The organism is Marinobacter sp. CH_CUG1437-1 (genome assembly GCF_037029655.1).
In the GTDB taxonomy this organism is placed as follows: Bacteria; Pseudomonadota; Gammaproteobacteria; order Pseudomonadales; family Oleiphilaceae; genus Marinobacter; species Marinobacter salsuginis.
The window spans coordinates 102,278-126,252 of record NZ_JAYMEW010000004.1 but is presented as its reverse complement, the minus strand read 5'-3'; the positions used below and the strand labels follow the sequence as shown (position 1 = coordinate 126,252).

The window sequence follows — 23,975 nt, the reverse complement described above, 5'->3', positions numbered from 1 at the left end:
TTCCGAAGTTGAGGCAAGCGCTGGGTTAGGCCATCGGCTTGAAACTCGGCAACGCTGCAATGCGATCCAGCCATGCCCGAACTGCAGGGTAGTCCTCCAGCTCAAAACCACCTTCATCTGCAACGTGGGTGTATGCATACAGTGATATGTCTGCGGTGGTGGCATTTTCGCCCGTCAAAAACGGCGTTTTTTCTAGCTGCTGTTCCATCACCCTCAAGGCCTTGTGCCCGCCGGCTTGCTTGGCAGCATACTCATCGGCTTTGTCTGTTGGCAGCCCCAGGTATTTGTTGATAAAGCGCGCTACGGCGATAAACGGCTCATGGCTGTACTGCTCGAAGAATTGCCATTGCAAGACGCGGGCCTGGGCTAGGCCGCCATCCGGATACAAGTCAGAGCCAGACGCCAGGTAGTTGATGATGGCGTTGGACTCTGAAAGCGTTTCGCCGTTATCGAGCTCAAGCAGGGGAATCTTGCCATTCGGATTCTTGCTCAAAAAGTCATCAGACTTCGTGTCGCCGGCCAGAATGTCGATATCAATCCACTGATGGTCAATATTCAACAGGTTGCACACCAGTTGTACCTTGTAGCAGTTGCCCGATTTGGTATCGCCGTAGATTTTCATGCAGTTCCCTTTGCCGGATTCAGCCGGTTAAAGTCTTCACCCATTTATCACCTTCTACTTGGCGCGATTTAAGGATATCTCCAACGACATCTAAATCCACCGCCGAACCCGTCGTTCATATTCCCTGAAGTCTTCGCCGAATAAATCCCGGAGGGCACGCTCCTCCGGTTCAATCTGAAACCGGTTCATATAAACGACGAAGAAAATTACGCCAACCAGGGCCCACGCGGATGCCAGGAATACGCCCCAGGCGAGGAGCCACAGCGCGAAGCCGACGTACATGGGATTTCTTGAAAAGCGGTATACGCCTGAGCTGACCAGCTTGGAGCTTGCCTCCGGGGTGCGTGGGTCCACGGTTGTTTGCGCGCTTCGAAAGGACATTACCCCTGCCAGAGGAAAAAGAGTGCCCAGTGCAAGCAGGATGGCCGCGAGGGATAGGCGGAGCGCTTCGCTGGTATCAATGCGCGGGCTCCAGTTTGCGATGACCCACATGAGCATCCCGATGATCAGCACCAGAGCAAGGGGGGGGATGCGTTTTTCCAGCATTTGAAGGTTCACAATAAAAAGGACTCTGTTCTCGGATTCACGAGGGTTGCAGCGATTTGCTCAAGCTAATCGCGATCAATCAGACGATCGATCATTTTTTGCCAGCCAGGCCCGAAAAGGTGCCGCTGAGTCCTCGAGTTCGATCTGGGTCAATCCCAATTCCTCGGGCCTCACGGGATGGATCTGGCCGTAGAGCTGCTCTGCAATATTGCCGTCTGCAAAGCCGGCCCAATTTGCAGTTTCCTGGGAGGCGGCAAACACAATTCGTGGAATACGGGCCCAGTGAGCAGCAGCCAGACACATGGGGCAGGGTTCGCAGCTCGCGTACAGGGTAGCTTCTGGCATATGCGCGTTTCCCAGCATCTTTCCGGCCGTGCGAATTGCCGCTACCTCGGCGTGGGCGGTAGGGTCGCACTCCTGCTTTGCCCGGTTGCCAGCCCGGGCAACAACACTGCCATTGTGAACCACCACAGCGCCAAAGGGTGCGCCACCATCGCCGACCGAATCCACGGCCAGCTGAATTGCTTGTTGGAGATAGGCTTTGTCACTGTCTTCGGACTGGGGGTGGCTCACGTTGGACCTTTCCTAGTTGTTGTGTATTACTCCCGCCTGGTTAGCGAAGCTGACTGTCCTTGCTACCTCTACGATTGATGCCGCCAGAGTGGGGATGCTCCTTTTCATGGGCCGACTGGCAATCAATGCACAATCGGACGCCGGGAATAGCCTTACGCCGGGCCTCCGGAATCGGAGCACCGCATTCATCGCATTCCTCGGCGCTCTTGCCTTCGGCTAACTGGCTGCGAGCGCGCTGAATTTCATCTTCCACACTTGCGTCGATCTGTTCCTGAACTGCACCATCACGAGACCAGCCGCCTGCCATGGGGCCCTCCGAAGTCTGGCTGACTGAAACTACTCAACGTTAGCATTGTAGCTCGGGTGCTCAAAGGTGGCCGATGCCCCATTGGTTGTCGACTCAGGGATTTTCTGTGTATTGGGGCAGGTCGTCTGTGATCTCAAACCACGGCGCCTTGTTTCCCACGTAAACATGTCGCTCTGGCGTTACGCCCGGGTCTGTATCGAGGGTGCCCATAGGGAACCCAAGCACTTCGGGATGAGCATCGAATTTTGTGTAGAGGCTAGAGCCACAGTTCGAACAAAAGGCCTTATGCTCACCGGCAGATGACTCATAAAGCTTGATTAGCTCCTCGCCTTGCACCGTGCGCCAGTCTGCTGCATTTACCTTGGCACGGGTTCGAAATGCTGACGCATGAAGCTTGCGGCACATGGTGCAGTGGCAGTTCAGAACATCCGTGAGGGGGCCGTGGATTTCGTATTTGATGCCGCCGCAGAGGCAGCTTCCGGTTTGGTGCATAGGGTCAGCTCCTGTTGCTCCCTTTGTCTTTAAAACTGGCGTCGATCCGTTCCCGAACCATACCATCCCGTGACGTTCAGAGTACCGGACTCATTTTTTATGCAGTGCCTTGTAGCGTTCCTCCAGTTCGGCACGAATGGCCCGTCGCTCCTTACCGTTGGCAAATCGCCTTATCTGATCATCGGTGCTCGGAACTAGTTGCGGCACGGGGACGGCCTTACCGCTATCATCAACCGCCACCATGGTAAAGAAGCAGCTGTTGCTGTGGCGAACCAATTTGTCACGGATGTTCTCGGTAACTACCTTTATGCCGATCTCCATGGAAGTTCGGCCGGTGTAGTTCACGCTGGCCAGAAAGGTGACCAGCTCGCCAATCCGGATGGGTTGAAGGAACATCACCTGGTCGACGGAGAGAGTAACGACATAGGTCCCCGCATAACGGCTGGCGCAGGCATAGGCAACCTCATCCAGGTACTTCAAAAGCGTACCGCCGTGCACATTGCCGGAGAAATTGGCTTTGTCCGGCGTCATCAGAACGGTCATGCTCAGGCTTGTTGAATTGTTATCCATGGCGTTTCTCTGGTGGTTTGCTACCCAGTATAGGCGCCAGCGCGATGCCGATAGCTATTGATTCAGAAGATCTTCAATCCAATTCAGGAATCTGGCTGCACTCCTCGTTTCAAAGCTTTGCTTACCTGGAACGTAATAGCACAAATCTGATGCGACCGATTGAGTGTTGAAGTGCTGCAGAACGTTGGCTTTCAATAGCTTGTTAGCGAGCGTTGTAGAGCAGAACACCAACCCATTGCCTGCCATGGCCTGCTGGATCCCGAAGAGCTCCTGGTCAAAGGTTTTGAGTTGAATGTTGGCGCCCTCCAGTCCATTTTCTTCCAACCAGGCGGCCAGGGGAGAGGGCGGTAACGCTTTGTTTTTCCACTCCGTGGTGAAAAGCGTAACGGCGTCATTTTCCCAAGAAGGAGGCGTCATTCCGTGAGCGCCAAATACATTGAATGACTCAAATCGAACGACGTCAGAGTCCTTAACGACTGAGGCATCCCCAAACCGAATGGGGATAACATAGGATTGGCTGTCGACCGACTCGCCGGTGGAAATTTCCACAGAAATATCCGGGTTGGCTTGTTCAAATTCGTGCTGGGAGGGGATGAGCACCATCGCTGCCAGCGATGATGTGGTCGTCACCCTGACCGTATTGCCTGCCTTCTCCACTTCTTCCAAAGCACTGTCGATTTTCCGAAATCCTTCGGACGTTGCTTTGGCTAAACGGATACCCGTTCCCGTCAAGGATATCCGTCTTCCCTGCCGATGAAACAGGCTCACATTCAATCGGCTTTCCAGGTTGCCAATGTGATGTGAGATGGCTGTCGGCGTCAGCGAAAGTTCTTCTGCCGCCAACTTGAAGCTTCCCCGGCGGGCAGCCGACTCAAAGGCTTTCAACGCCTGTAATGACACCTGCAATGTGGGTCTCCCAATCAATCACTGATTCAAGGATGTTATAGATGAATTGAATTCATCTGCAAGTGCAATTTTTGCGTTTGTGCAAGTCCACCCAGCGGCACACACTGGCTCCTGTCATCAACCAACCAAGGAAATGAACATGAGCACACTATTACACATTGATTCCAGTGTTAGAGCGGCGACTAATCCCAACCCGGATCACGATTCCATATCGAAGAATATCGCACGCCGGTTTATTGATACCTGGCAGGAAAACCGGCCTGAAGATGAATATATCTATCGTGACGTTGGCGTGAACCCACCCGTTTTTATTACCCAGGAGTGGATTGGCGCGGTGTTTACCCCGGAGGAAAAACGGACCCCGGCACAACAGGAGACACTGGCACTCTCCGATACCCTGATTGCAGAAGTGTCGGCGGCCGACGTTCTCGTGATCTCTTCACCCATGTACAACTACGGTATGCCGGCTCAGCTAAAAGCCTGGTTCGATCAGATCGTACGCATCGGCAAAACGTTTGATTTCGATCTCGAACGAGGTGACTTCCCGCTGCAGCCTCTGCTCTCAGGCAAGACATTGATCATCGTGACCTCGAGCGGAGAGTTTGGCTTTGAAAAAGGCGGCATAAGGGAAGAGTCTGGCCACCTGGCGCCCCACCTGCGGACACTGAGCAAATACCTCGGGGTGGACACCATCTACGAGATTGCCGCCGAATACCAGGAGTTTGGCGACGAAAGACACCGCGTGTCAGTAGCTAACGCCAAAGAGCGAGCCGAGAGACTTGCTTCAGAGCTGAGCCTTTCAGGCCAGGCACTATCGTCAAGAAATGAGGTCACCGATGTGTGACCGAATTGATGAAGAGCGTCTGGCAACCTGTGGCGAAAGTGCCATTGATCTGGCCATTAGCAATGTAAGAGCCGGTGGTTTGCCGTTTTCCGCTTTGATCGTCAATCAAAGTGGAAACGTTGTCGGCAAGGGGGTAAATCAGGTTGCCGAGCATCTGGATTGCACCGGACACGCCGAAATCCAGGCAATAAGAGATGCTTCAAGGAAGGAGCAAAGCGTTTCTTTGGGAGGGGCGACATTGATTGCTTCAGGAGAGCCATGCGCTCTCTGCTACATGGCCATCCGTATGGCCGGTATCAGGAACGTTCGTATCGTTGCGGACAGATATGAGGCGAGAGACAACGGGTTCGATTACCTGTGGACTTACCAGTATTTGAATCCTGCCCTCTTGGATGAGCTCGACGTAGTGACATTGGTTAACGATAGAAAGTTACACCCATTCCAGATGGCCCTGCGCGACTGAGGGAAGGGGATACTAATGGCGGGGCGGCTCAAGCCAGAGCCGCTACGCTGGCATTTCTAGGTCTGTCTGAATAGAAACGGAGCGCCAACGCAGTGGGATCCTGCAGCAGTCACTCGTTATGCGGATCTGCCCTCAACAATCTGGAGGTTGAAACCCTCTGACTCTTCGGGCGGCTCAAAGTAACCCGTCACCAAACGAAAGACCTCCTCCGTGTCGAACTGAGCTCGTTCGGGTTGTTCTTTCTGCCGCTGTTTCAGCTGTTTTAAACAAACGTCATCGTCTACCGACAAATAGTACAGCTCATGAGAAATGCCGTGTTGCGAGTAGATATCTCTGAACCAGGCTCTTTGCTTACGCGTGTTGCCGGGAAAGTCGAGGACCACAGAGGTACCAGCCAAGAGCACTTGCTCAACGTGTGCTTTCAGCACTGGCTTGAGCCGAGATGAGTAACTGATGTAATCATTGAAATCATTGATCTCGCCGGGAAAAAGAGCAGCCAGCCACTCATCCTCGCAAATAAGCACGGCTCCCCGTTCACGAGCGATCTTTCCAGACAAAGTGCTTTTGCCAGCTCCCATCTTACCGCAGAAAAATATCAACGTTCCGTATGAATTCATTGCTTAAACCTTAGGCAAAACTCCAGCCATAAACGGTGGCAGGAAAAGGGTGCCCGATGTAGGGCCGAAGGCCCCGAACAACCTTGATGGTTTTGTTAAACGTTTGATTTACCGACGGAGTTTGCACTAGGTTGCAATCTGCAAATTAGAAAGTCCTCTAATGCAGGTGAAAGATAGCTGAACTCTGGAGGGAATCCTATGGTTGCGAGCCGGTTTACCCCGAGCTTTTTCCACTTTTCTTGTGGAACGTATCCGTAACTGCCACCTTCGCTACTAATTGCAAGAACATGGCTCTCTAATCTAGCACTGATACCGCGAGCGACACTGCTGCGCCCGAGTCCGATATATACGAGAGATTCACCGGAAAATAGTGCATACAACCCACCAAGCAAGTAATTTGGTACTGGTCCCTTCCAATTCCAATCAAAATTCCAAGCGGGAACTGGCAACTCTCCGTACCAGTGTCGATTGAAAAACTCTGAAGTCTCCTTAATCAGGTTATCCATGTTTTCTCCGTGTGCTTTACGACCGAGCCTTGCGGCGTGCCGGAGTGCCAGCGTAGGTGCGTTCTACAACAACCCGTGGGTTAGCTTTTATTGATAAATTGTTTTGCAACGAGGTTCCACGTTTGGACGTCGGGCTCACACCGCATAATCTTTATATCTTTTTTCCCCCAGAACTCAAGCACAGCTTTCAACTCTTCGTCGGTGACAGAGCCACCCTTGGTAACATTCCTATATAAATGTCGCCCCAAGTAAATTTCTTTAAGCGAGTTTTCTGGCAGACCAAAGCAGTAAAGAGGTCGACCAGAGACAGTCACCTTATTCCACTCACGATAACGACCGTCACCTGTGTGATAACCGAAGGGGATTTTTTCTATATTTTTTACAACCCGGACCTCTTCTTCGTATGCCCACTCGAGAGACTTATACAGAAAAGCTCTTTTTATGAGATTGAAGGCATTCGAATCAAAACGAAGGCTACCACCAATACTCATTAACTCATGCTCGCCAATCACGGGCAGGTCATTGTGCGGCTTACTAGCTGAGTAAATCATCTCTCCGTATTGGCTTGGAATCACATTACTTTGCGGGTCTGAAAAGCCTACCGAATCACAATCGAACCCAAGAACTATCCCTTGGTGAGAGTCTCCATAATGCGACCACATAAGCGCATTCAACGGCTGACGGGTCAACGATAAGACACCGTATTTTCTTGAGAAACGGGTTCTACAAGCGTCCGTGGCGGTTTTCGCGCTTATAGACTCATCTCGATCTTTAAAACCAAAGGCTGTGCATTCAAAAGGGTCGTTCAAATCTTCAAGGCATGAAAATCCTAATGACAGGGTTTCGATCACCCTTCGCGCGGCACCGAAGGACATGTACTTGTATAGAATCATGTACCTCCCTCAAAAAAAGTAATGCTGGCGTAACTGGCCGATTGGTTGAGTCGCAGCGGAACAACGTGGTCCCGTTGACGCGACCGTTAGATTTTCTAAGCTACGGCTATGGACTTGATAACGTCATAAAGCAAAGTCCCAAAGAGCCCAATAGACAGTGCACCAAGGAAAGCACGATGACGAAGAGCTCTATTTCTCGCGTGCCGATACTCGGAAATAGGAAACACCCACCGGGCATAATGGAAGAGCGCTCTTAATCCCACTAATGCAATTAAGAAGATATAGACATATAGAGCTGCCCTAACGAAAAGGATCTCCTTTTCACCGTTCGGTAAAAGCGGAGAAACCTTAAAGCACAACCAAAAAGCGAGGGGATATCCGATTAGCCATAGGAAAAAATCATAAATGCTGTGCTGATGTAGCCATGGTGCAGGAGAACGATGACTAGCAATATAGTTCTGTATTTCGTGAAAGAGCCCGTTTACCCATGTTGTGTCTCTGCCCTCGACCCTATAGTTAGACTCATTTGGAGTACGTTGACTCGGCATTAAATGGAAATCGAATATTGCCGGGCGCGAGAAATCAAGAAATAGCTCAACAGTATTGCGCACTCTAAATTTATGTATGACATCAAGTGGAATTGAGCTGTTTAGGTAAATTGAACGAACAGATTCGGGAAAGTTTGGTGAATCGAAAATTTCATCTATGGTTCCGTTTAGCTCTCTTCCGTCTTCGCCGGTTAAGGTTGGACGCAACTTATATCCAAGCCTGATCTCGTTTTTATTATTTTCATACTCATCGTCCGTCTGGTCATTCTTCGGAAAGTTAGCAATCTCCAGCTCTGCAGCAGTATCCGAGCGTTCTTGCAAAATCGATAAAAATGCCCTCAGCTCGGATTTGTCGAGAGAACAAGCAACTCGATCTCGGGCCAGGCGCGTATTTATGTTTTCATCGCTTGATTGCAACAAAGCTTATACTTCCTCTAAATCTAGTATCGGTATAGCGGTCGCGACGATCGTATTTCTCGACAAAACCTTCAATCTGACCACTTTCCCAATCTAACCAAAAGTGCTTCAGATTCAATGCCCTGAATTCCAAGTCCTTCCCAGAGCTTCGATAAAAACAATCATCACGACCGCTGTTCCCGATATCACGGCCTTTTCAATCAAACCGATCATTTTCCCTATCTACCAAACAAAAAGGCCCGAAGTTTTCACTCCGGGCCTACTCGTCATTCATTGCAGTCAATCACCTCAACCGCACTTGCTGTCACCGCAGGAAAGGCAGGTCGCACACCCGTCCATCACGATCACCGCCTTGGTGCTGCACTTGCCGCACATGGTGGCGTTGGCAGGGTAGTCGCTGGCTTTCTCGTCGTTCGTGGCAGTGGTGTGGCTGGCTTCGAACTCGGCACGCTTTTCGGCGAGGATGCGCTTGGTGGTTTCGCTCATTTCCTCGCTTTCCAGCAGGCCAATGGCCTTCAGGTGCTTCTCGATCACGGCGCCGATTTCAGCCACCAGGGACGGCATGAATACGCCGCCTTTCTTGAAGTAGCCACCGTTGGGGTCGTACACGCTGCGCAGCTCTTCCACCAGGAAAGTTACGTCGCCACCCTTGCGGAATACCGCAGAGATTACGCGGGTGAGGGCGATAACCCACTGGAAGTGTTCCATCGACTTGGAGTTGATGAACACTTCGTACGGCTGCCGGCTTTCATGGTCGGTGCCTTCGTTGAGCAGGATGTCGTTGATGGTGATGTACATCGCGTGCTCTGCCACCGGCGGCTTGATCTTGTAGGTGGTGCCCAGCAGGAAGTCCGGCCGTTCGATGTATTCGTTCATCTGAACGGGTTTGGTTTCCGCATGCACCGGTGCCTGGTGTTCGGCGGCTGCTTCAGGGTCGGCCTTCTTTACGCGGTAGCCGACGATTTTGTTGCTGATTTTAACTGTCATGTTCGTTGTCCTGTGTCGGTTCCCGGATCAGTACTTGCCGTAGGTGCCTTCTTTCAGCGCGTCAAACAGGTTGGCGGCGTTGTGGATTTCGCCGTCGTACTCTACCTGCTCGTTGCCCTTGAGGGTTACCTTGCTGCCATCGTCCAGGGTGAACTCGTACATTGTGTTCTCGAGGTCTTTTTCCTTAACCAGTACGCCCTGGAAGGCTTCCGGGTTGAAGCGGAAGGTGGTGCAACCCTTCAGGCCCTTGTCGTAGGCGTAGAGGTAAATGTCCTTGAAGTCCTGATAGGCGAAGTCTGTCGGAACGTTCGCGGTCTTGGAAATCGAGGAATCTACCCACTTCTGGGCGGCGGCCTGGATGTCCACGTGCTGCGATGGGGTTACATCGTCGGAAGTGGTGAAGTAGGCCGGCAGCTTCTTGTCCTCGTCTTCGGAGAACGGCATCGCGCCCGGGTTCACGAGGTGGCGGTAGGCCAGCAGCTCGAAGGAGAACACATCTACCTTCTCTTTGGTCTTCCGGCCTTCGCGGATGATGTTACGAGCATAGTGGTGCGAGAAGCTCGGCTCGATACCGTTACTGGCGTTGTTGGCCAAAGACAGGCTGATGGTGCCGGTTGGAGCGATGGAGGTGTGGTGGGTAAAGCGGCCACCTTTCTCGGCCAGTTCTTCCACCAGCTTCGGCTCCACGCTGGCAATCTGCTGCATGTACTTGCTGTACTTCGCGTGCAGTACGCGACCTTTCACCTTGTCGCCCAGCTTGTAGCCGTCTTTGCTCAGCTGCGGGCACTTGTTCAACATCTTGGCATCAATCTCGAACTCGTCGTCCATGATCGGCGCAACGCCTTTTTCCTCGGCCAGGGCGAGGGACTGGCGCCAGCCTTCAACGGCCATTTCACGCACGACTTCTTCGGTGAACTGCACGGATTCTTCAGAACCATACGGCATGCGCAGCATGGCGAGGGTGGAACCCAGGCCGAGGATGCCCATACCGTGGCGGCGCTTGTAGGTGATTTCGTGGCGCTGTTCGGCCAGCGGCAGGCCGTTGATCTCTACCACGTTGTCCAGCATGCGGGTGAAGATGCCTACTACCTTGCGGTATTTTTCATAGTTGAAGCTGGCCTTGTCGGTGAACGGATAGTCCACGAACTTGGTCAGGTTCACGGAGCCCAGCAGGCAGCTGCCGTATGGGGGCAGGGGCTGCTCACCGCAGGGGTTGGTGGCGCGGATGTCTTCGCAGAACCAGTTGTTGTTCATCTGGTTGACCTTGTCGATCAGGATGAAACCCGGCTCGGCATAGTCGTAGGTGCTGGTCATGATGGTGTCCCAGATGAACTGGGCTTTCAGTGTGCGGTAGATACGGCAGGCAACCTTGCCTTCGTCGTTTACCACATAGCCTTCCTGCACCGGGAAATCGCGGTAAACGAACTGGCTGGCATCGCTTAGGTCCAGGCCTTCGTCTTCCACTTCCTTCTGGGTAACCGGGAAGGAGAGGTGCCAGTCGTCACCGTTGCGCACGGCTTCGATGAAGTCTTCGGTGATCAGCAGCGAGAGGTTGAACTGGCGCAGGCGGCCGTCTTCACGCTTGGCCTGGATGAAGTCGATCACGTCTGGGTGGTGCACGTCGAACGTGGCCATCTGAGCGCCGCGGCGGCCACCGGCAGAGGATACGGTGAAACACATGCGGTCGAAGATATCCATGAACGACAGCGGGCCGGAGGTGGTCGCACCGGCGCCGGCCACGTATGCGCCTTTCGGGCGCAGGGTGGAGAATTCATAACCGATACCACAGCCTGCCTTGAGGGTAAGGCCGGCTTCGTGGTTCTTTTCCAGGATGTCGTTCATGGAATCCTGAACGGTGCCGGAAACGGTGCAGTTAATGGTGGAGGTGGCGGGCTTGTGCGCCTCGGCACCGGCGTTGGAGGTAATCCGGCCGGCGGGAATGGCACCGTTCTGCAGGGCCCAGATGAAGTTCTTCATGTGCTGGGTGCGCACGGATTTATTTTCCACCTCGGCAAGGGCTTTGGCAACACGTTCGTAGGTTGCGTTGATGTCCTTGTCTACGGGCTCGCCGGTCTTGGTCTTCAGCTGATATTTGCTGTGCCAGATGTCGATCGAGGCTTCCTGCATCGGGATTGTCGTTACCACTGCCTGTGCCTTTGCGTTCATTTCCACCCTCTGTCTTCTGGTATGTCTTCTTTTTATGGCGCCAGTCCTTGTACCAGCGGCGCCATACCCCTTGAGAATCGTCGTTTTGGCCTTGGGCCTGTTTTCTTTTTAACCACTAGATATGGGTTGAATCTGAAATGAGTATAACAGGATATAGTGTTCTGTGAATAAGAACGCAACTATTGATAGACGCTTCGGAGCAAAGAAAATCAATCGAAACCAGCTTGAATCCGGGAAATTTTTTCTAAAACAGCGGTTTGAGGCTAAAGGTTCAAAACCACTACATGTTGTGGTTTTGTGAGGGTGTGGTGTCAATAGCGAATTGTGCGATTCCGGTCGTAAGTTGGTAAAAACAGGCGATTAGGGAAGGGAAACGGGGCCAGCTTGGCCCCGTTTTTTCAGCCCAGCAGAAGACTGTCGTCGTCCACTTCCAGTCCGCGCTGTTTCTCAAACAAGCCCAGCAGATCCTTCACTTCCAGGCCTTCGCGGTCTTTGCCTTCGATATCAAACACCACCTGGCCCTGGTGCAGCATCACCGTGCGGCTGCCAACTTCCAGTGCCTGCTTCATGCTGTGGGTCACCATCAGCGCGGTGAGCTTCTGCTCCTCGATGATCTTGGTGGTGAGTTCCAGAACGAATGCCGCGGTTTTCGGATCCAGCGCGGCCGTGTGCTCGTCGAGTAGGAGGATGCTTGAGGGCGTCAGGCTGGCCATCAACAGGCTTACAGCCTGGCGCTGGCCGCCGGAAAGCAGGCCCATCTTGTCGCCAAGGCGCTTTTCCAGGCCCAGGTTCAGGGACGAAAGGCTGTCCTTGAACTTTTCCATGTACTGTCTTTTAACGGCGCTTGTGAGGCCCCGGCGCTGACCACGTTTGATGGCCAGGGCGAGGTTTTCCTCGATGGTAAGGCCTTCACAGGTGCCGGCCAGTGGGTCCTGGAATACCCGGGCAACCCGGCCGGCCCGTTTGTGGGTGGGCAGTTTGGTTACGTCCTGGTTGTCCACGATGATCTGGCCACTGTCTACCAGCACTTCGCCAGCCAGGGCGTTCAGAAAGGTGGATTTACCGGCGCCGTTACTGCCAATAACCGTAACAAACTCGCCCTGGTTGACCGTCAGGCTCATGCCTCTGAGCGCGGGGTTTTCCAGGGGGGTTCCTTTGCCGAAGGTGAGTCGGAGGTCGGTTGCACTGATCATTTCGCCTCCTCAGGCCTTGCTTCGGGAAAGTTTGCCGGCAATGGATGAACGCACGCCGGGCAGAACGATGGCCAGGGTGACCAGAACCGCAGTTATCAGGTTCAGATCCTGCGCCTGAAGGCCAAGGAAATCGGCGTTCAGGGCAAAGGCGATGGCCAGCCGGTAGATGATGGCGCCCACCACGCAGGCGATCAGTGCGCGTAACACCGTGGAGGGAGTCACAACTGCTTCACCACCAATCAGGGAGGCTAGGCCAATCACAATAACGCCCACGCCCATGGTGACGTCTGCTGCGCCCTGGCTCTGGGCGAACAGAGCGCCGGCAAGCCCAACCAGGCCATTGGAGACGGCAACACCAAGCACAATCATGGCGCCAGTGGCGATGCCCTGGGCCCGGGCCATCCTGGCGTTGGCGCCGGTGGCTCGCATGGCCAGGCCGGTTTCGGATTTCATGAAACGCCACAGCAGAATAAGCGCTACAAAGACCACAATAATGAACAGGAGCACCGGTACCTGATGGTAGGCCAGGTCCAGGTCGTACCAAGGCGTCAGCACGGTTTCTTCTGTAAGCAGAGCCACGTTGGGGCGGCCCATGATGCGCAGATTTACCGAATACAGCGCAATCATGGTCAGGATTGAGGCCAGCAGATTCAGAATCTTCAGTTTCACATTCAGCAGGGCCGTTACAGCGCCGGCGGCCATGCCGGCCATGACCGCGCAACCTGTCGCCAGCCACGGGTTCCAGCCGTCAATAATAAGCACAGCGGCCACGGCAGCACCGAGCGGGAAGCTGCCATCTACGGTGAGGTCCGGGAAATCAAGCACCCGGAAAGAGAGGTAGATGCCAAAAGCGACGAGGCCATAAATCAGGCCAGTCTCGATGGCACCATAAAGCGCGATGTTACTCAGCATGGTCGGGTATCACCATTGATAAAACGGGCGGCCCCTTGTGAGGGCCGCCCGTGAGGTTCGGGGGATTACTTGGTGCTGTCGATAACCTGCTCGGCGTCACCGATCACGTCATCGGACAGGGTAATACCCATGCGCTCAGCGGCAGCCGGGTTCACGAAAAGGTCCAGCTTCTCCATTGTCTCGACACCCATGTCCCCGGGGTTTTCGCCATTCAATACCCGGGCAACCATCACGCCAGTCTGGCGGCCATGGTCGTAGTAGTCGAAGCCCAGCGCCGCAACAGCGCCGCGCTCAACCGTGGCGGTGTCAGCGGCGAATACCGGGATACCGGCGCGCTCACCCACGGAGATAACCGCTTCAGCAGCACTGATAACTGTGTTGTCAGTGGTCAGGTAGATGGCATCGGCTTTGCCAACCAGGGAGCGGGCGGCGCCCAAAACCTCGGAGGTTTTGGTAGCGGCACCTTTTACCAGTTCAAGGCCACGGGCGGCTAGGCGCTCTTCCAGCAGTTCCACCAGCGAGACGGCGTTGGCTTCGCCCGGGTTGTAGACGGTGCCAATGCGTTTGGCATCGGGCATTACGCGCTGGAGCATATCTAGGTGTTTGTCGATGGGCAGCATGTCGCTCACACCCGTGATGTTTGCGCCCGGTGCTTCGAGGCTACTCACCAGCTTGGCGCCGAGCGGGTCGGTCACTGCGGAGAAGATGACTGGCGTATTGCGGGCCGCAGCGGCAACGGTCTGGGCGGAGGGCGTGGCAATTGCCACAATCACGTCGGGGCTTGCGCCAACAAATTTGCGGGCAATCTGTGAAGCGATGGCGGAGTTGCCCTGGGCACTTTCGTGCATTACTTCCAGGTTGTCGCCCTCTTTGAAGCCGCGCTCGGCGAGTTCGTCTTTAATGCCCTGGTAGACGGCGTCCAGTGCCGGGTGCTCCACAATCTGTGTGATGGCTACAACGCGGGGTTCCTGTGCCTGAACGAGTGTTGCCAGCGCCAGCAGTGTGGCACCGAACAGGGTACGCAGGGTTGTCTTGGCCATATGCCCATCTCCGGGTAGGTTAACTGGAATGTTGCAATTCTGAAGGGGCGCAAGTTTACCACAGGCAGAGGGTTTAAGGGGTAGGGGATGTTGCCGGAAGCAGGGCTATGATCCAGATAGGTGTAGTTGGAAATTATTTTGCTTGTGTCACGTTTTGACGGCTCATACTATGTTGAAATACCCTACGAAAGTCTAATAATAAGTCATCCATAATTCGAACAACGAACTGCAAGGAAGGTCCATGGACACAACAAACAAACTTCCCCTGGATATGGTTTATCACTGGGAGAAGGCCAAGGCGAATTCTGTCTATATGACACAGCCCATCGGGGGCGGTAAAACGGTAGATTACACCTGGGGCCGGGCGGTGGATGAGGCGAGACGCATGGCGTCTTACCTGAAGTCCCTGAACCTCCCCGAAAAAAGCCGCATCGGCCTGATCTCCAAAAACTGCGCCCACTGGATCATGACCGACTGGGCCATCTGGATGGCCGGCCACATTTCCGTTCCGTTGTACCCCACCCTTAACGCCGACACCGTCAATTACATCCTCAACCATGCCGAGTGTGAAGTGGTGTTTGTTGGCAAGCTGGACGACTGGGACATGATGAAACCGGGCGTGCCGGAATCAGTGCGTTGCATTTCCTTCCCGCTGAGCCCGCCCAATGATTTCGAAACCTGGGACGATATCGTTGCCAAGTATCCGCCCCTGGAAGAAAACGTTCATCGTGATGCCAATGAGCTGGCGACGATTGTTTACACCTCCGGCAGCACGGGCAAACCCAAAGGCGTCATGCTCAGCTTTTACAACATGGCCTATGCGGCAGAGGGTGGTATGGAAGTGCTCGGCGTGGGTTCCGATGAGCGTATGCTCTCTTACCTGCCGCTGGCTCACGTATTCGAGCGTACCTTTGTTGAGTTGGCATCTTTGTATGCGGGTTTCCACCTTTATTTTGCGGAATCTCTGGATACCTTCGTTCAGGATCTTCAACGGGCCCAGCCAACCCTGTTCCTCTCGGTACCGCGCCTGTGGGTGAAGTTCCAGCACGGTGTGCTGCAGAAGTTGCCCAAGAAGAAGCTGGACCGGATGATGAAAATTCCAGTGGTCAACAAATTGATCAAGAAGAAGATCCTCAAGGGCCTTGGCCTGGACAAGGTCAAGCTGGCAGGCAGTGGATCGGCACCGCTGGCAAGCGACGTTCTGGACTGGTACCGCAATCTTGGCCTCGAGCTGCTGGAAGGCTATGGCATGTCTGAAAACTTTGCCTATTCCCATATGAGCAAGCCAGGGCGGTCAAGAACGGGTTACGTTGGTGAGTCTGCACCCGGGGTTGAAACCCGTATCAGCCCGGAGGGTGAGATCCAGATCAAGAGCCCGGCCACGATGATGGGTTATTACAAGGACGAGGAGAAAACCCGGGAAGCGTTCACTGAAGACGGCTTCCTGAAGACCGGCGACAAGGGTGAGATTGATGAGATGGGCCGGCTCAAGATTACCGGTCGCATCAAGGAAATCTTCAAGACCAGCAAGGGCAAGTATATTGCACCTGCGCCCATTGAGAATCGCCTGATGTCCCACGATGCCATCGAAATGGTCTGCGTCTCTGGGGCCAACCAAACCCAGCCTCATGCCCTGGTCATGCTGGGCGAAGAGGCCCGACCGAAAATGGCGGACGAGGCCTTCCGAAATGAGATTGAAGAGAGCTTCAAGAAGCTGATTGCCGATGTAAACAAGACTGTGGATCCCCACGAGCAGTTGGCGTTCATCACGGTGGTGAGCGACGAATGGTCGATCGAGAACAGCTTCCTCACGCCCACGATGAAGCTCAAGCGCAATGTGGTTGAAGACGCCTACCAGGAGAAAGTCGACAAGTGGTATGCGCAGCGTCAGCCGGTTATCTGGCAGTAACGCTTTCGATTACAGGTGAAGATGTTCTGGCCCGGCTCTGCCGGGCTTTTTTTATAGCGGAAAAAACCGACGTAAGTCGCATAGGGAAAAGGAAGATGCGGGCCTAAACTGAAGGGATATCAGGAGGATGTTATGAGCCAGTTGTCCCTTTTCCAGAAACGTATCCATGACGAGATTCCTCTTTCTCGCGCCCTGGGGATTCAATTGCATTCCTGGGATGGCCATTCGCTGTTACTCAGCGCACCTCTGGAGCCCAACAGCAATCACCAGGGTACCGGATTCGGGGGCAGTGTATATTCGGCGGCGGTAACGGCGGCATGGGGCCTCACGGAACTGGCGCTCTGGGACCTCGGTCTTCGGGGAAACGTGGTGGTGCAAAGCGGGAACATTGACTATCTGGAGCCTGTGACATCCGATTTTTACGTGATCTGCCGCCTGCCCGGTGAAGAGATACCGGAGCGTTTTCGCAAGAGCCTTGCCCGGCACGGCAAGGGCCGGTTGGATCTGACGGCAGAAGTCTTCTGCGGAGAGCCAACCACAATGCCGGAAGGCGACCCTGTCGCCGTGTTCCAGGGGCGATTCGTGGTTCAGGATGTGAAATCCCGGATCACTTTCTGATCCGGGTCCGATCAGGCGATAGAGCGGCTGTTGGAGATCGAGCGGCTCATCAGAATGATCGGAATGATGCCGGCCAGAACGATAATCAGGGCGGGCAGGGCGCTGTGGTAAAGGCGCTCGTCAGAGGCAAACTGGTAAACGTAGGTGGCCAGGGTCTCGAAGTTGAACGGTCTGAGGATCAGTGTGGCCGGCAATTCCTTCATGCAATCCACGAACACCACCAGGGCTGCCGTAACCAACGTGCCTCTTAGCATTGGCAGGTGAACACGTACCAGGGTGTTGCCCGGGCTGTGCCCAAGAGACCGTGATGCCATGTCCATGCTGGGCGTAATTTTCTGCAACGCACTTTCCACGCTGCCGGCAGAAACCGCCAGGAACCTCACGGTGTAGGCAAACACCAGGGCGAAGGCCGTGCCGCTGAGTAACAGGCCGGTGCTGATACCGAAAACATCCCGCATCAGGCTGTCCAGCCAGTTGTCAAAGCCCGCCAGTGGCACAATCACACCCACCGCCAGCACCGCGCCCGGCATGGCATAACCAAGGCTGGATAGCCGCATCAGTACCTGCATTTTGCGAGTGTTGTGCAGGCGGCGGCTATAGGCAAGCGTAACGCCGATCAGCAGCGTGGTGAGAGCGGCGGTACTGGATAGGAAGAGGCTGTTGAAGGTGTTGCGGACAAAATCCGGGTTCCAGCTTTCACCGAAATATTCCCAGGCGTACAGCCCGAGCGTGGCGCCGGGAATCACAAAACCGAACAGTACTGGGAGTGCGCACACGGCCAGGCAAATCATCTGGCGCGGGAACGACATGGTGAAGCGCTGGATCGGATCGCGGTTGTCCCGCGCTGCGAACTGTTGCTGACGTCTTCGCGAGTAGCGCTCGAGCGTCACCAGGATGACCACGAAGATCAGCATGGTGGTGGCTATCTGTGCCGCACCGCCAAGATTCCCCAGGTTCAACCAGGTATCAAACAGGCCGGCGGTGAGGGTCTGAACGGCGAAGAAATCCACGGTGCCGAAATCGTTCAGGGTTTCCATCAGAACCAGCGAGAGACCTACGGCCACTGCAGGGCGCGCTATTGGCAGAACCACCCTGAAGAACGTGCTCAGCGCTGAGTGGCCGAGGCTGCGGCTGACGGCGAACAGAGACGGGGACTGCTCCAGAAAGGCAGCCCGGGCAAGCAGGTAGACGTAGGGATACAAAACCAACCCGATCATCAGGGTGGCGCCTTCAAGGCTCCGGATTTCCGGGAACCAGTAGTCGGCGGCACTGGTCCAGCCGAACAGGTCGCGTAGTGTGCCCTGAACCGGCCCTGCGTAGTCCAGAAGGCTGGTGTATACATAGGCAATAACGTACGCCGGCACTGCGAAAGGCAGCAGCATGGCCCATTCAAAGAATTTGCGGCCGGGAAACTCGCACATGGTGACCGCCCAGGCCGAGGCCAGGCCAATCACGAGAGTCAGGGCGCCCACGCCGATCATTAGCTTGAGTGTCGTTGTCAGATAACGGGGAAGCGTGGTCTCGATCAGGTGTGGCCAGATATTCTCTTCGGGAAAAAACGCCAGGAAAATTACGGAAAGAACCGGAAGGGCGACAATGGCAGTGGTCAGCAATGCGCTGATCATCCATTTCGGCGAGCTGCGCTTTGCCAGCAAGGGCTGGGATAGCCCGGCATCAACGCTGGTAGCGGCCTCGCTCATAGTGTTCCTGTATCTGGGTGTTGTCTGTCCGTTTGAAGGCTGCAGATTGTAGTCACCTGGCCTGAAGCCTGCAATTGCTGCCTTCACACTGGCGGTGGGTAGTGGTGTGCTGAAGCGCGGGTGAGGGTGGCAACCCACCCTCACCACACACGATTACTCGCCGTCGTAGTCGACCCGGTCAACCAGCTTGACTGCGGCATTGCGGTTGTTGGCAATTTCCTGCAGAGAAAGGTCGTCCGGGTTGATTTCACCCCACTCGGCAACCAGTCCGGAAGGCTGTACTTCCGGGTTGGCCGGGTATTCGGTGTTCGCTTCGGCATAGATGCGCTGGGCTTCCGGCGAGGACAGGAATTCCATCAGTTTGATGGCGTTCTCGCGGTTCGGCGCGCTCTTGGTCAGTGAGATGCCACTGATGTTCACGTGGGTTCCCCGGCCTTCGGCGTTCGGGAACACGAGGCGAACCTGCTCGGCAATCGGGCGCTGGTTCTCATCCTGCAGCATGTTGCCGTAGTAGTAGCTGTTGCCGATGGAGATGTCACAGACGCCTTCGGCGATGGCCTTGATCTGGTCGCGGTCGCCACCCTGGGGCTTGCGGGCCAGGTTGTCTTTCAGGCCTTTCAGCCACTTCTCGGTTTCGGCTTCACCGTGGTGGGCGATCATGGAGGAGAACAGGGCAATGTTGTAGGGGTGCTTGCCGCTGCGGGTGCAGATTCGGTTGTCCCACTTGTCGTCTGCCAGTTGCTCGTAAGTGGTAATCTCGCCTTCCTCGACACGCTCCCTGGAAACGAAGATCAGGCGGCCTCGGGTGGTCAGGGCAAACCATTTACCGTCCGGGTGGCGAAGATTCTCGGGAATATTCTCTTCCAGGGTGTCATTGTCCACACCCTGAACCAGATCGCGCTCAACCAGCTCGTTCAGGCGGGAAATATCAACGGTCATCACCACATCGGCCGGGCTGTTGCGGCCCTCACGCTCCAAGCGTTCTGCAAGGCCCTGTTTGGCAAATACAACGTTGCTCTTGATGCCGGTTTCCTGCTCAAAAGCATTCAGCAGTGGCTCAAGCAGGTACGCCTGGCGGTAGGAGTAAATGTTGACCTCTCCGTCTGCGGAGGCTGCCATGGGCATGGCAGTCAGGGCGATTGCTGCGGTTGCAGCCAGTTTCATTCGCATAGTCCCATCCTTCTTTCGGGTAGTCCCGGTATTGATATGCCTGCAGTAGGGTTTACAAGCGTTTAAAAACGACAACTACTCTCATTTCTATTACCTGTATAGTCAATATCTCCGTTGGCATATTTTTCTGAAAATGGTGTTATGCTTCGGAAGACTATAAAAACTATGCAAAAAGTTGTGGAATCCTCAGATGGTTGGGAACGATCGAAGAGAGCACATACGCACCGCCATGAGCGCGAAGGTAAAGGTGGTGCATGCGGAACAGGGAGAATTCATATTCTCGACCCGCGATATTTCCGATGGCGGCGTCTTTATCGTCGTTGACACTGAGCCTTTCACGCCATCCCTTGGCGACAAGGTCACCGTACAGGTACAGGGCTTGCCCGTTCCGGCGCCGGTGCTTGAGATGGTGGTCGTGCGTAAAACCAATGACGGTTATGGCCTTCAGTTTGATCAAAATGGTGACTGATAGGCGGATTCAGGGCGTCTGCCATGGATAATGGCAGGGCCAATTCAATCGCCGTCAGGGATGTGTCAGTCAGATGATCTTTTCAGCCTTTTCCAGAGCTTACAAGCCAGTTATTGCAAGCCTGATGCTGTTGTTAACGTCGGGCTGTGCCAGCTACTACTCCCATTTCGCGATTTTTCCGGCGGAGAATTCGTCAGGGGAGCCCAGGCATGTGCGGCTGTCCTGGCAGAGCGCTGAATATCCTGGTTGGTGGATTGCGGGCGACAAGGCAACGTCTGTAAAAGTCGAAACTCAGTGCAGTGACCGTGTCTGGCGCCTCCGCGATGGCGATGATGCCGGTGATTGTGGCACGGGCATTCGCGCTTGCGGCGAACCGGGCAAGGACCGTCTTGCTAACACGGGCCAGCCGGCAACCGGCTCGAACCGGTGCATGTCTATCAATCCGGCGGATCAGGATGCTCGCGTCGCCAACTTGGGCGGGCAACTTGAGTTGCTCGTTTCCTGTACTCCGGCGGTTGTCACAGAGGGGCAGGGCGACGATACCCGGAATCTGGATTACTTGCGGGCGTCTTCTGTCCCCTACACCGTCTATGTTCGCAAGGCTCCGCGGGGTTCAATGCGAGCGCGGCTGCCCGAATTCGACGAATCCGTATGTGACGCAGAGTGACACTTTTTGACGTTGTTATGTGACTCTCATCACGTTGCTACATTTTGTTTCCTGTTGAAGATTAGCGTTACGCTTTGTCGCGTTTGGGTTACCTGACGATACGATATTGTAATTGTGTCTTCAGGTGGATCGGTCAGAATGGTAGCCATCGAAAAGTTTGTTTTGTGAGGTGGCCCGTGGGTGTCCAACAGAAAAAAGTCGCAGTACATGATCTGGAAGTGGGCATGTTCGTGTCTGATCTGGACAGGCCATGGCATCAGACTCCATTCCCGATTCAGGGTTTCCACATTCGCTCCCAGGACGACATTCGCGCACTGGTTTCCCACTGCAAGTGGGTAATGGTCGATGTGGCGGAAGCGCGGGAAGCAAAAGAGGTGAAAGGCGGCAGCAAGCCGGTTTTCGGTAAGGCTTTTAAAAAGCATGGTGGCGGGCGAGAGCAGCTTCGGTTGCCGCCGCTGAGTATTCGTGAGCCGGTAACCTACGAAACAGTTACCAGTCTCAAAAAGGAAATGAAAACATCCAAGCGCCTGCTGGATGACGTGGAAGTGGCGCTGGACCAGCTTTTCGAGACACTTCGTGCCGATGGCGTGCCGGACCTGAGGCCGATCGCCGCGATCACCAGCAAAATGGTGAGCAGCGTTGTTCGCCAGCCTGATGCCTTATTGTGGCTCAGTCGCACACGTGCCCATGACAGTTACCTTTACCGGCATGCCCTGAACACTTCCGTCTGGGCCCTGGTATGTGGTCGGCACCTGGGGTTGAACGAGGGGCTTCTTAATCACCTTGGCCTTGGATGCCTGTTGTCACAGGTTGGTAAAACCACGCTGCCACCGGAGTTGCTCGCCCGGGAGGGCCAACTGAGCGCCGAGGAGTATCTTTCCTACCGTGGCTACGTCAATCGCGGTGTTGCCATGCTGGAGAACAGCGGGCTCTCGCGGGCAGTGCTCAGTGTGGTTCAGGGTCATCGCGAGCGCCATAACGGCTCTGGTTTCCCGGAAGGTGTCCGCGGGGATCGCATTCCACTGTTGGCCAAAGTGGCCGGCATCGCGGAGTTTTTCGAATCTTTGATTGCGCCCCGCGCTCACACCGAGCCGATGACGCCAGCTAAAGCGGTCACGCTGCTCTATGAGATGCGCAATATCGAATTCCAGGAAGACCTGGTGGAGAATTTCATCCAGGCAATCGGTATCTATCCCACCGGTAGCCTCGTGGAACTCAGCGATGGCCAGCGGGGCATCGTGGTTTCACACTCGCCGGAACGCCGGCTCTGGCCCCGTGTCATGGTTATGACCGATGCGGCTGCAAGGCCGCTGAAAACTGCAAAGATCATCGATCTGGCCCGTTACAACGAAGGTAAGGAAGCAGCAGAAACGGTGCGAATTCGTGATTGCCTGCCTCATGGCACGGAAGGCCTGGATCCGTCCTATTTCGATGTAACCGGCGCAGAGTCACGCTGGAGTCTGTCGCGCCTGATCAGCGGATAATGACTCGCAACTGTTTGCGAACCCACCGATAGGTATCCTCCGGGCGGAAGCTGAGCAGAAGCTCTGATTCCCCGCCGGAGGGGCCGGCAACAAAATACTCCACTACTCCGCTTTGCCAGTCGGCCGAATTGATCTGGACATCCTGGGGACGAGTGCTGATTGCTTCGAGCTCTGCCAGGGCGAGTCCGCCCCCGATTTTTCGAACTGCAACCTGCTTCAGGGCTGTATCAGTGGCCGGATGACTGGCAACGTCCTCATCCAGGAAGTAACGGTTCGCGACGGTTGTGCTGATCGCCTTGAGTTCGCGCGTAAGATAGGTCTGGGCGTCTTCCGTGTCGATATCTTCCATGGTGCGCACGGCATTTTCGATCCGGTCCTTCTTGGCCTGCAGGTCTTCACTGTATTCAATGTCCGGATCGCGATCTTCGTCATTCTCCGGCCGCGGAGGGGCGTTGTCGATTTCCTCCTGGGTTGGCGGCTCCTCGCAGAGTTCATCGTCTTCCGGGTAGAAACAGATGGCGGCGAGCAGTTGGTTCGCTGGTGACAGGGGATCGGTGGCGGTGAATTCGGATTCGCTTACACTGAAGTCGATAGGTGCGGTCAACTCAGGGAGTGCAGCATTCAGCTGCGTAATAACCCGGTCGCGGATATCGATGCCATCCCCTTCGGCGACATTCTGGCTCCAGTTCAGGAGCATCAGAAAGCGGGAGAGGTTCATAAGCGTCGTGTTTTCCAGAACCTGTTGCTCGGTCAGTGTGTGGGTGCTCAGACCCTCATCATCCACCATTGGTGTTTGCAGCTCTGTGCGGGTGGTTTCAAAGAACTCGAGCAGCGTTACGTATTGCCGGGCCGGCACACCACTGACTAACGGCAGGTCGCCAACGCGGAAGGTGAGCGTTTCGCCGGGGTAGTAACGGAACTCACCTGCTGCGTTCGTGGTGCCCGATTGACTTGCCGTCTGGTAGGAAAGGCCATTAAAGCCGTTGAAGTTGAGCTGGCCTTTGCTGGTGTCGTCGCCAGAACCGCCGTCATCATCGAGGCAGCCAGAGAGGGCGAGGGCGCCCAGCAGGGTAAACGTTAGTCGGATGCGGTGAACGGATCTCATGGTTGGTCGTACATTCCCTTCGATTCAGCGCGCCCGCACTCAGGGTGCGGCAGCCCCTTTTGTAAGTTGTTATAACCGCATTATAGGGGCGGGGTTTGCCTCATATCGGGATTCCTGTCGCAGTTTCCGTTATTGGCCTGGAGACACCTGCTGGCCGATAAGGGCCTTGAAATCAGCAGCTTTGTCACAATAAATAGCATTCTAAATTCTGGCTGGCGGCCTGGGTCGCCCATTGCCGTTTTTCACCGAAT

General features: G+C 54.9%; 26 protein-coding genes. 7 read left to right on the top strand and 19 right to left on the bottom strand.

The window, feature by feature from the left end:
- Window positions 1-25: 25 nt before the first annotated feature.
- From WA411_RS12655 to WA411_RS12625, 7 genes are all read right to left on the bottom strand, one after another.
- Window positions 26-622 carry a glutathione S-transferase family protein gene (locus WA411_RS12655; RefSeq protein WP_291907611.1) on the bottom strand — a complete coding sequence of 199 codons (597 nt, stop codon included), beginning with the start codon at window positions 620-622 and terminating at the stop codon, window positions 26-28.
- A 90-nt stretch (window positions 623-712) separates the two neighbouring features.
- A complete protein-coding gene (locus tag WA411_RS12650; protein ID WP_306344443.1) occupies window positions 713-1,180 on the bottom strand; it encodes a methyltransferase family protein in 468 nt (155 codons plus the stop codon).
- Window positions 1,181-1,243: 63 nt separating this feature from the next.
- Window positions 1,244-1,741 carry a nucleoside deaminase gene (locus tag WA411_RS12645; RefSeq protein WP_291907608.1) on the bottom strand — a complete coding sequence of 166 codons (498 nt, stop codon included), beginning with the start codon at window positions 1,739-1,741 and terminating at the stop codon, window positions 1,244-1,246.
- Window positions 1,742-1,781: 40 nt separating this feature from the next.
- Window positions 1,782-2,048: a DksA/TraR family C4-type zinc finger protein gene (locus WA411_RS12640; RefSeq protein ID WP_291907605.1), complete on the bottom strand. Its 267-nt coding sequence runs from the start codon at window positions 2,046-2,048 to the stop codon at window positions 1,782-1,784.
- A gap of 93 nt (window positions 2,049-2,141) precedes the next feature.
- Entirely contained in the window at window positions 2,142-2,540 is a 399-nt protein-coding gene (locus WA411_RS12635) for a GFA family protein (protein WP_291907603.1), read from the bottom strand.
- Window positions 2,541-2,630: 90 nt separating this feature from the next.
- Window positions 2,631-3,110: an acyl-CoA thioesterase gene (locus WA411_RS12630; protein WP_291907601.1), complete on the bottom strand. Its 480-nt coding sequence runs from the start codon at window positions 3,108-3,110 to the stop codon at window positions 2,631-2,633.
- 54 nt (window positions 3,111-3,164) lie between these two features.
- The gene (locus tag WA411_RS12625) at window positions 3,165-4,010 is read right to left on the bottom strand and encodes a LysR family transcriptional regulator (RefSeq protein WP_291907932.1); all 846 of its coding nucleotides are present in this window, start codon (window positions 4,008-4,010) and stop codon (window positions 3,165-3,167) included.
- 145 nt (window positions 4,011-4,155) lie between these two features.
- On the opposite strand from WA411_RS12625, the gene WA411_RS12620 reads away from it, so the two are divergent.
- Both WA411_RS12620 and WA411_RS12615 read left to right on the top strand, forming a co-directional pair.
- On the top strand, window positions 4,156-4,860 hold the full coding sequence (locus tag WA411_RS12620) for an FMN-dependent NADH-azoreductase (protein WP_291907598.1): 705 nt from the start codon (window positions 4,156-4,158) through the stop codon (window positions 4,858-4,860).
- Window positions 4,853-5,323: a nucleoside deaminase gene (locus tag WA411_RS12615; RefSeq protein ID WP_291907595.1), complete on the top strand. Its 471-nt coding sequence runs from the start codon at window positions 4,853-4,855 to the stop codon at window positions 5,321-5,323. Before WA411_RS12620 ends, WA411_RS12615 begins: the two co-directional genes overlap by 8 nt.
- Window positions 5,324-5,439: 116 nt before the next feature.
- Here the strand turns inward: WA411_RS12615 and WA411_RS12610 are convergent, their stop codons facing one another.
- The 9 genes from WA411_RS12610 to WA411_RS12570 all read right to left on the bottom strand — a co-directional run bounded on the left by WA411_RS12610 (window position 5,440) and on the right by WA411_RS12570 (window position 14,602).
- Window positions 5,440-5,940, bottom strand: coding sequence for an AAA family ATPase (locus tag WA411_RS12610; RefSeq protein ID WP_291907591.1), 501 nt, complete (start codon window positions 5,938-5,940; stop codon window positions 5,440-5,442).
- A gap of 95 nt (window positions 5,941-6,035) precedes the next feature.
- Window positions 6,036-6,446: a hypothetical protein gene (locus tag WA411_RS12605; RefSeq protein ID WP_291907589.1), complete on the bottom strand. Its 411-nt coding sequence runs from the start codon at window positions 6,444-6,446 to the stop codon at window positions 6,036-6,038.
- A gap of 80 nt (window positions 6,447-6,526) precedes the next feature.
- Window positions 6,527-7,339, bottom strand: coding sequence for a DUF2971 domain-containing protein (locus WA411_RS12600; RefSeq protein WP_291907586.1), 813 nt, complete (start codon window positions 7,337-7,339; stop codon window positions 6,527-6,529).
- Window positions 7,340-7,434: 95 nt separating this feature from the next.
- Window positions 7,435-8,307 carry a hypothetical protein gene (locus tag WA411_RS12595; protein WP_291907584.1) on the bottom strand — a complete coding sequence of 291 codons (873 nt, stop codon included), beginning with the start codon at window positions 8,305-8,307 and terminating at the stop codon, window positions 7,435-7,437.
- Window positions 8,308-8,592: 285 nt separating this feature from the next.
- A complete protein-coding gene (locus WA411_RS12590) occupies window positions 8,593-9,291 on the bottom strand; it encodes a TSCPD domain-containing protein (protein WP_069184949.1) in 699 nt (232 codons plus the stop codon).
- Between the two features lie 27 nt (window positions 9,292-9,318).
- Window positions 9,319-11,457 carry an adenosylcobalamin-dependent ribonucleoside-diphosphate reductase gene (locus tag WA411_RS12585; RefSeq protein WP_069185068.1) on the bottom strand — a complete coding sequence of 713 codons (2,139 nt, stop codon included), beginning with the start codon at window positions 11,455-11,457 and terminating at the stop codon, window positions 9,319-9,321.
- Window positions 11,458-11,855: 398 nt separating this feature from the next.
- Window positions 11,856-12,650 (bottom strand): ABC transporter ATP-binding protein, encoded by a 795-nt coding sequence (locus tag WA411_RS12580; RefSeq protein WP_069184951.1) that lies wholly within the window; start codon window positions 12,648-12,650, stop codon window positions 11,856-11,858.
- Window positions 12,651-12,659: 9 nt separating this feature from the next.
- Complete coding sequence (locus WA411_RS12575) at window positions 12,660-13,562, bottom strand: ABC transporter permease (protein ID WP_291907579.1); 903 nt, start codon at window positions 13,560-13,562, stop codon at window positions 12,660-12,662.
- Between the two features lie 65 nt (window positions 13,563-13,627).
- A complete protein-coding gene (locus WA411_RS12570) occupies window positions 13,628-14,602 on the bottom strand; it encodes an ABC transporter substrate-binding protein (protein ID WP_291907576.1) in 975 nt (324 codons plus the stop codon).
- 241 nt (window positions 14,603-14,843) lie between these two features.
- Here WA411_RS12570 and WA411_RS12565 point away from each other — a divergent pair, with 241 nt between their 5' ends.
- Entirely contained in the window at window positions 14,844-16,511 is a 1,668-nt protein-coding gene (locus tag WA411_RS12565) for an AMP-binding protein (RefSeq protein WP_291907573.1), read from the top strand.
- A gap of 132 nt (window positions 16,512-16,643) precedes the next feature.
- Window positions 16,644-17,129 carry a thioesterase domain-containing protein gene (locus WA411_RS12560; RefSeq protein ID WP_136632173.1) on the top strand — a complete coding sequence of 162 codons (486 nt, stop codon included), beginning with the start codon at window positions 16,644-16,646 and terminating at the stop codon, window positions 17,127-17,129.
- 11 nt (window positions 17,130-17,140) lie between these two features.
- Here the strand turns inward: WA411_RS12560 and WA411_RS12555 are convergent, their stop codons facing one another.
- A complete protein-coding gene (locus WA411_RS12555) occupies window positions 17,141-18,829 on the bottom strand; it encodes an ABC transporter permease (protein ID WP_291907570.1) in 1,689 nt (562 codons plus the stop codon).
- Between the two features lie 153 nt (window positions 18,830-18,982).
- Window positions 18,983-19,999 carry a Fe(3+) ABC transporter substrate-binding protein gene (locus WA411_RS12550; RefSeq protein ID WP_222464340.1) on the bottom strand — a complete coding sequence of 339 codons (1,017 nt, stop codon included), beginning with the start codon at window positions 19,997-19,999 and terminating at the stop codon, window positions 18,983-18,985.
- Window positions 20,000-20,189: 190 nt separating this feature from the next.
- Between WA411_RS12550 and WA411_RS12545 the strand changes: the two genes are divergently transcribed.
- The 3 genes from WA411_RS12545 (at window position 20,190) to WA411_RS12535 (ending at window position 22,619) form a co-directional block, all read left to right on the top strand.
- A complete protein-coding gene (locus WA411_RS12545; protein WP_069184958.1) occupies window positions 20,190-20,468 on the top strand; it encodes a PilZ domain-containing protein in 279 nt (92 codons plus the stop codon).
- A 73-nt stretch (window positions 20,469-20,541) separates the two neighbouring features.
- A complete protein-coding gene (locus WA411_RS12540) occupies window positions 20,542-21,135 on the top strand; it encodes a hypothetical protein (protein WP_291907564.1) in 594 nt (197 codons plus the stop codon).
- Between the two features lie 176 nt (window positions 21,136-21,311).
- Window positions 21,312-22,619, top strand: a complete 1,308-nt coding sequence (locus WA411_RS12535; RefSeq protein WP_291907561.1) for an HD-GYP domain-containing protein — start codon at window positions 21,312-21,314, stop codon at window positions 22,617-22,619.
- Here WA411_RS12535 and WA411_RS12530 read toward each other — a convergent pair.
- On the bottom strand, window positions 22,609-23,724 hold the full coding sequence (locus tag WA411_RS12530; protein WP_153634651.1) for an organic solvent ABC transporter permease: 1,116 nt from the start codon (window positions 23,722-23,724) through the stop codon (window positions 22,609-22,611). The genes WA411_RS12535 and WA411_RS12530 overlap by 11 nt on opposite strands.
- Window positions 23,725-23,975 lie beyond the last annotated feature (251 nt).

What these genes read in the sequence shown, in the direction of transcription:
- WA411_RS12655 (WP_291907611.1), bottom strand. Translation starts at nt 622, where the DNA reads ATGAAAATCTACGGCGATACCAAATCGGGCAACTGCTACAAGGTACAA.
- WA411_RS12640 (WP_291907605.1), bottom strand. Translation starts at nt 2,048, where the DNA reads ATGGCAGGCGGCTGGTCTCGTGATGGTGCAGTTCAGGAACAGATCGAC.
- WA411_RS12635 (WP_291907603.1), bottom strand. Translation starts at nt 2,540, where the DNA reads ATGCACCAAACCGGAAGCTGCCTCTGCGGCGGCATCAAATACGAAATC.
- WA411_RS12630 (WP_291907601.1), bottom strand. Translation starts at nt 3,110, where the DNA reads ATGGATAACAATTCAACAAGCCTGAGCATGACCGTTCTGATGACGCCG.
- WA411_RS12620 (WP_291907598.1), top strand. Translation starts at nt 4,156, where the DNA reads ATGAGCACACTATTACACATTGATTCCAGTGTTAGAGCGGCGACTAAT.
- WA411_RS12615 (WP_291907595.1), top strand. Translation starts at nt 4,853, where the DNA reads ATGTGTGACCGAATTGATGAAGAGCGTCTGGCAACCTGTGGCGAAAGT.
- WA411_RS12610 (WP_291907591.1), bottom strand. Translation starts at nt 5,940, where the DNA reads ATGAATTCATACGGAACGTTGATATTTTTCTGCGGTAAGATGGGAGCT.
- WA411_RS12605 (WP_291907589.1), bottom strand. Translation starts at nt 6,446, where the DNA reads ATGGATAACCTGATTAAGGAGACTTCAGAGTTTTTCAATCGACACTGG.
- WA411_RS12600 (WP_291907586.1), bottom strand. Translation starts at nt 7,339, where the DNA reads ATGATTCTATACAAGTACATGTCCTTCGGTGCCGCGCGAAGGGTGATC.
- WA411_RS12590 (WP_069184949.1), bottom strand. Translation starts at nt 9,291, where the DNA reads ATGACAGTTAAAATCAGCAACAAAATCGTCGGCTACCGCGTAAAGAAG.
- WA411_RS12585 (WP_069185068.1), bottom strand. Translation starts at nt 11,457, where the DNA reads ATGAACGCAAAGGCACAGGCAGTGGTAACGACAATCCCGATGCAGGAA.
- WA411_RS12580 (WP_069184951.1), bottom strand. Translation starts at nt 12,650, where the DNA reads ATGATCAGTGCAACCGACCTCCGACTCACCTTCGGCAAAGGAACCCCC.
- WA411_RS12575 (WP_291907579.1), bottom strand. Translation starts at nt 13,562, where the DNA reads ATGCTGAGTAACATCGCGCTTTATGGTGCCATCGAGACTGGCCTGATT.
- WA411_RS12570 (WP_291907576.1), bottom strand. Translation starts at nt 14,602, where the DNA reads ATGGCCAAGACAACCCTGCGTACCCTGTTCGGTGCCACACTGCTGGCG.
- WA411_RS12565 (WP_291907573.1), top strand. Translation starts at nt 14,844, where the DNA reads ATGGACACAACAAACAAACTTCCCCTGGATATGGTTTATCACTGGGAG.
- WA411_RS12560 (WP_136632173.1), top strand. Translation starts at nt 16,644, where the DNA reads ATGAGCCAGTTGTCCCTTTTCCAGAAACGTATCCATGACGAGATTCCT.
- WA411_RS12555 (WP_291907570.1), bottom strand. Translation starts at nt 18,829, where the DNA reads ATGAGCGAGGCCGCTACCAGCGTTGATGCCGGGCTATCCCAGCCCTTG.
- WA411_RS12550 (WP_222464340.1), bottom strand. Translation starts at nt 19,999, where the DNA reads ATGCGAATGAAACTGGCTGCAACCGCAGCAATCGCCCTGACTGCCATG.
- WA411_RS12545 (WP_069184958.1), top strand. Translation starts at nt 20,190, where the DNA reads ATGGTTGGGAACGATCGAAGAGAGCACATACGCACCGCCATGAGCGCG.
- WA411_RS12540 (WP_291907564.1), top strand. Translation starts at nt 20,542, where the DNA reads ATGATCTTTTCAGCCTTTTCCAGAGCTTACAAGCCAGTTATTGCAAGC.
- WA411_RS12530 (WP_153634651.1), bottom strand. Translation starts at nt 23,724, where the DNA reads ATGAGATCCGTTCACCGCATCCGACTAACGTTTACCCTGCTGGGCGCC.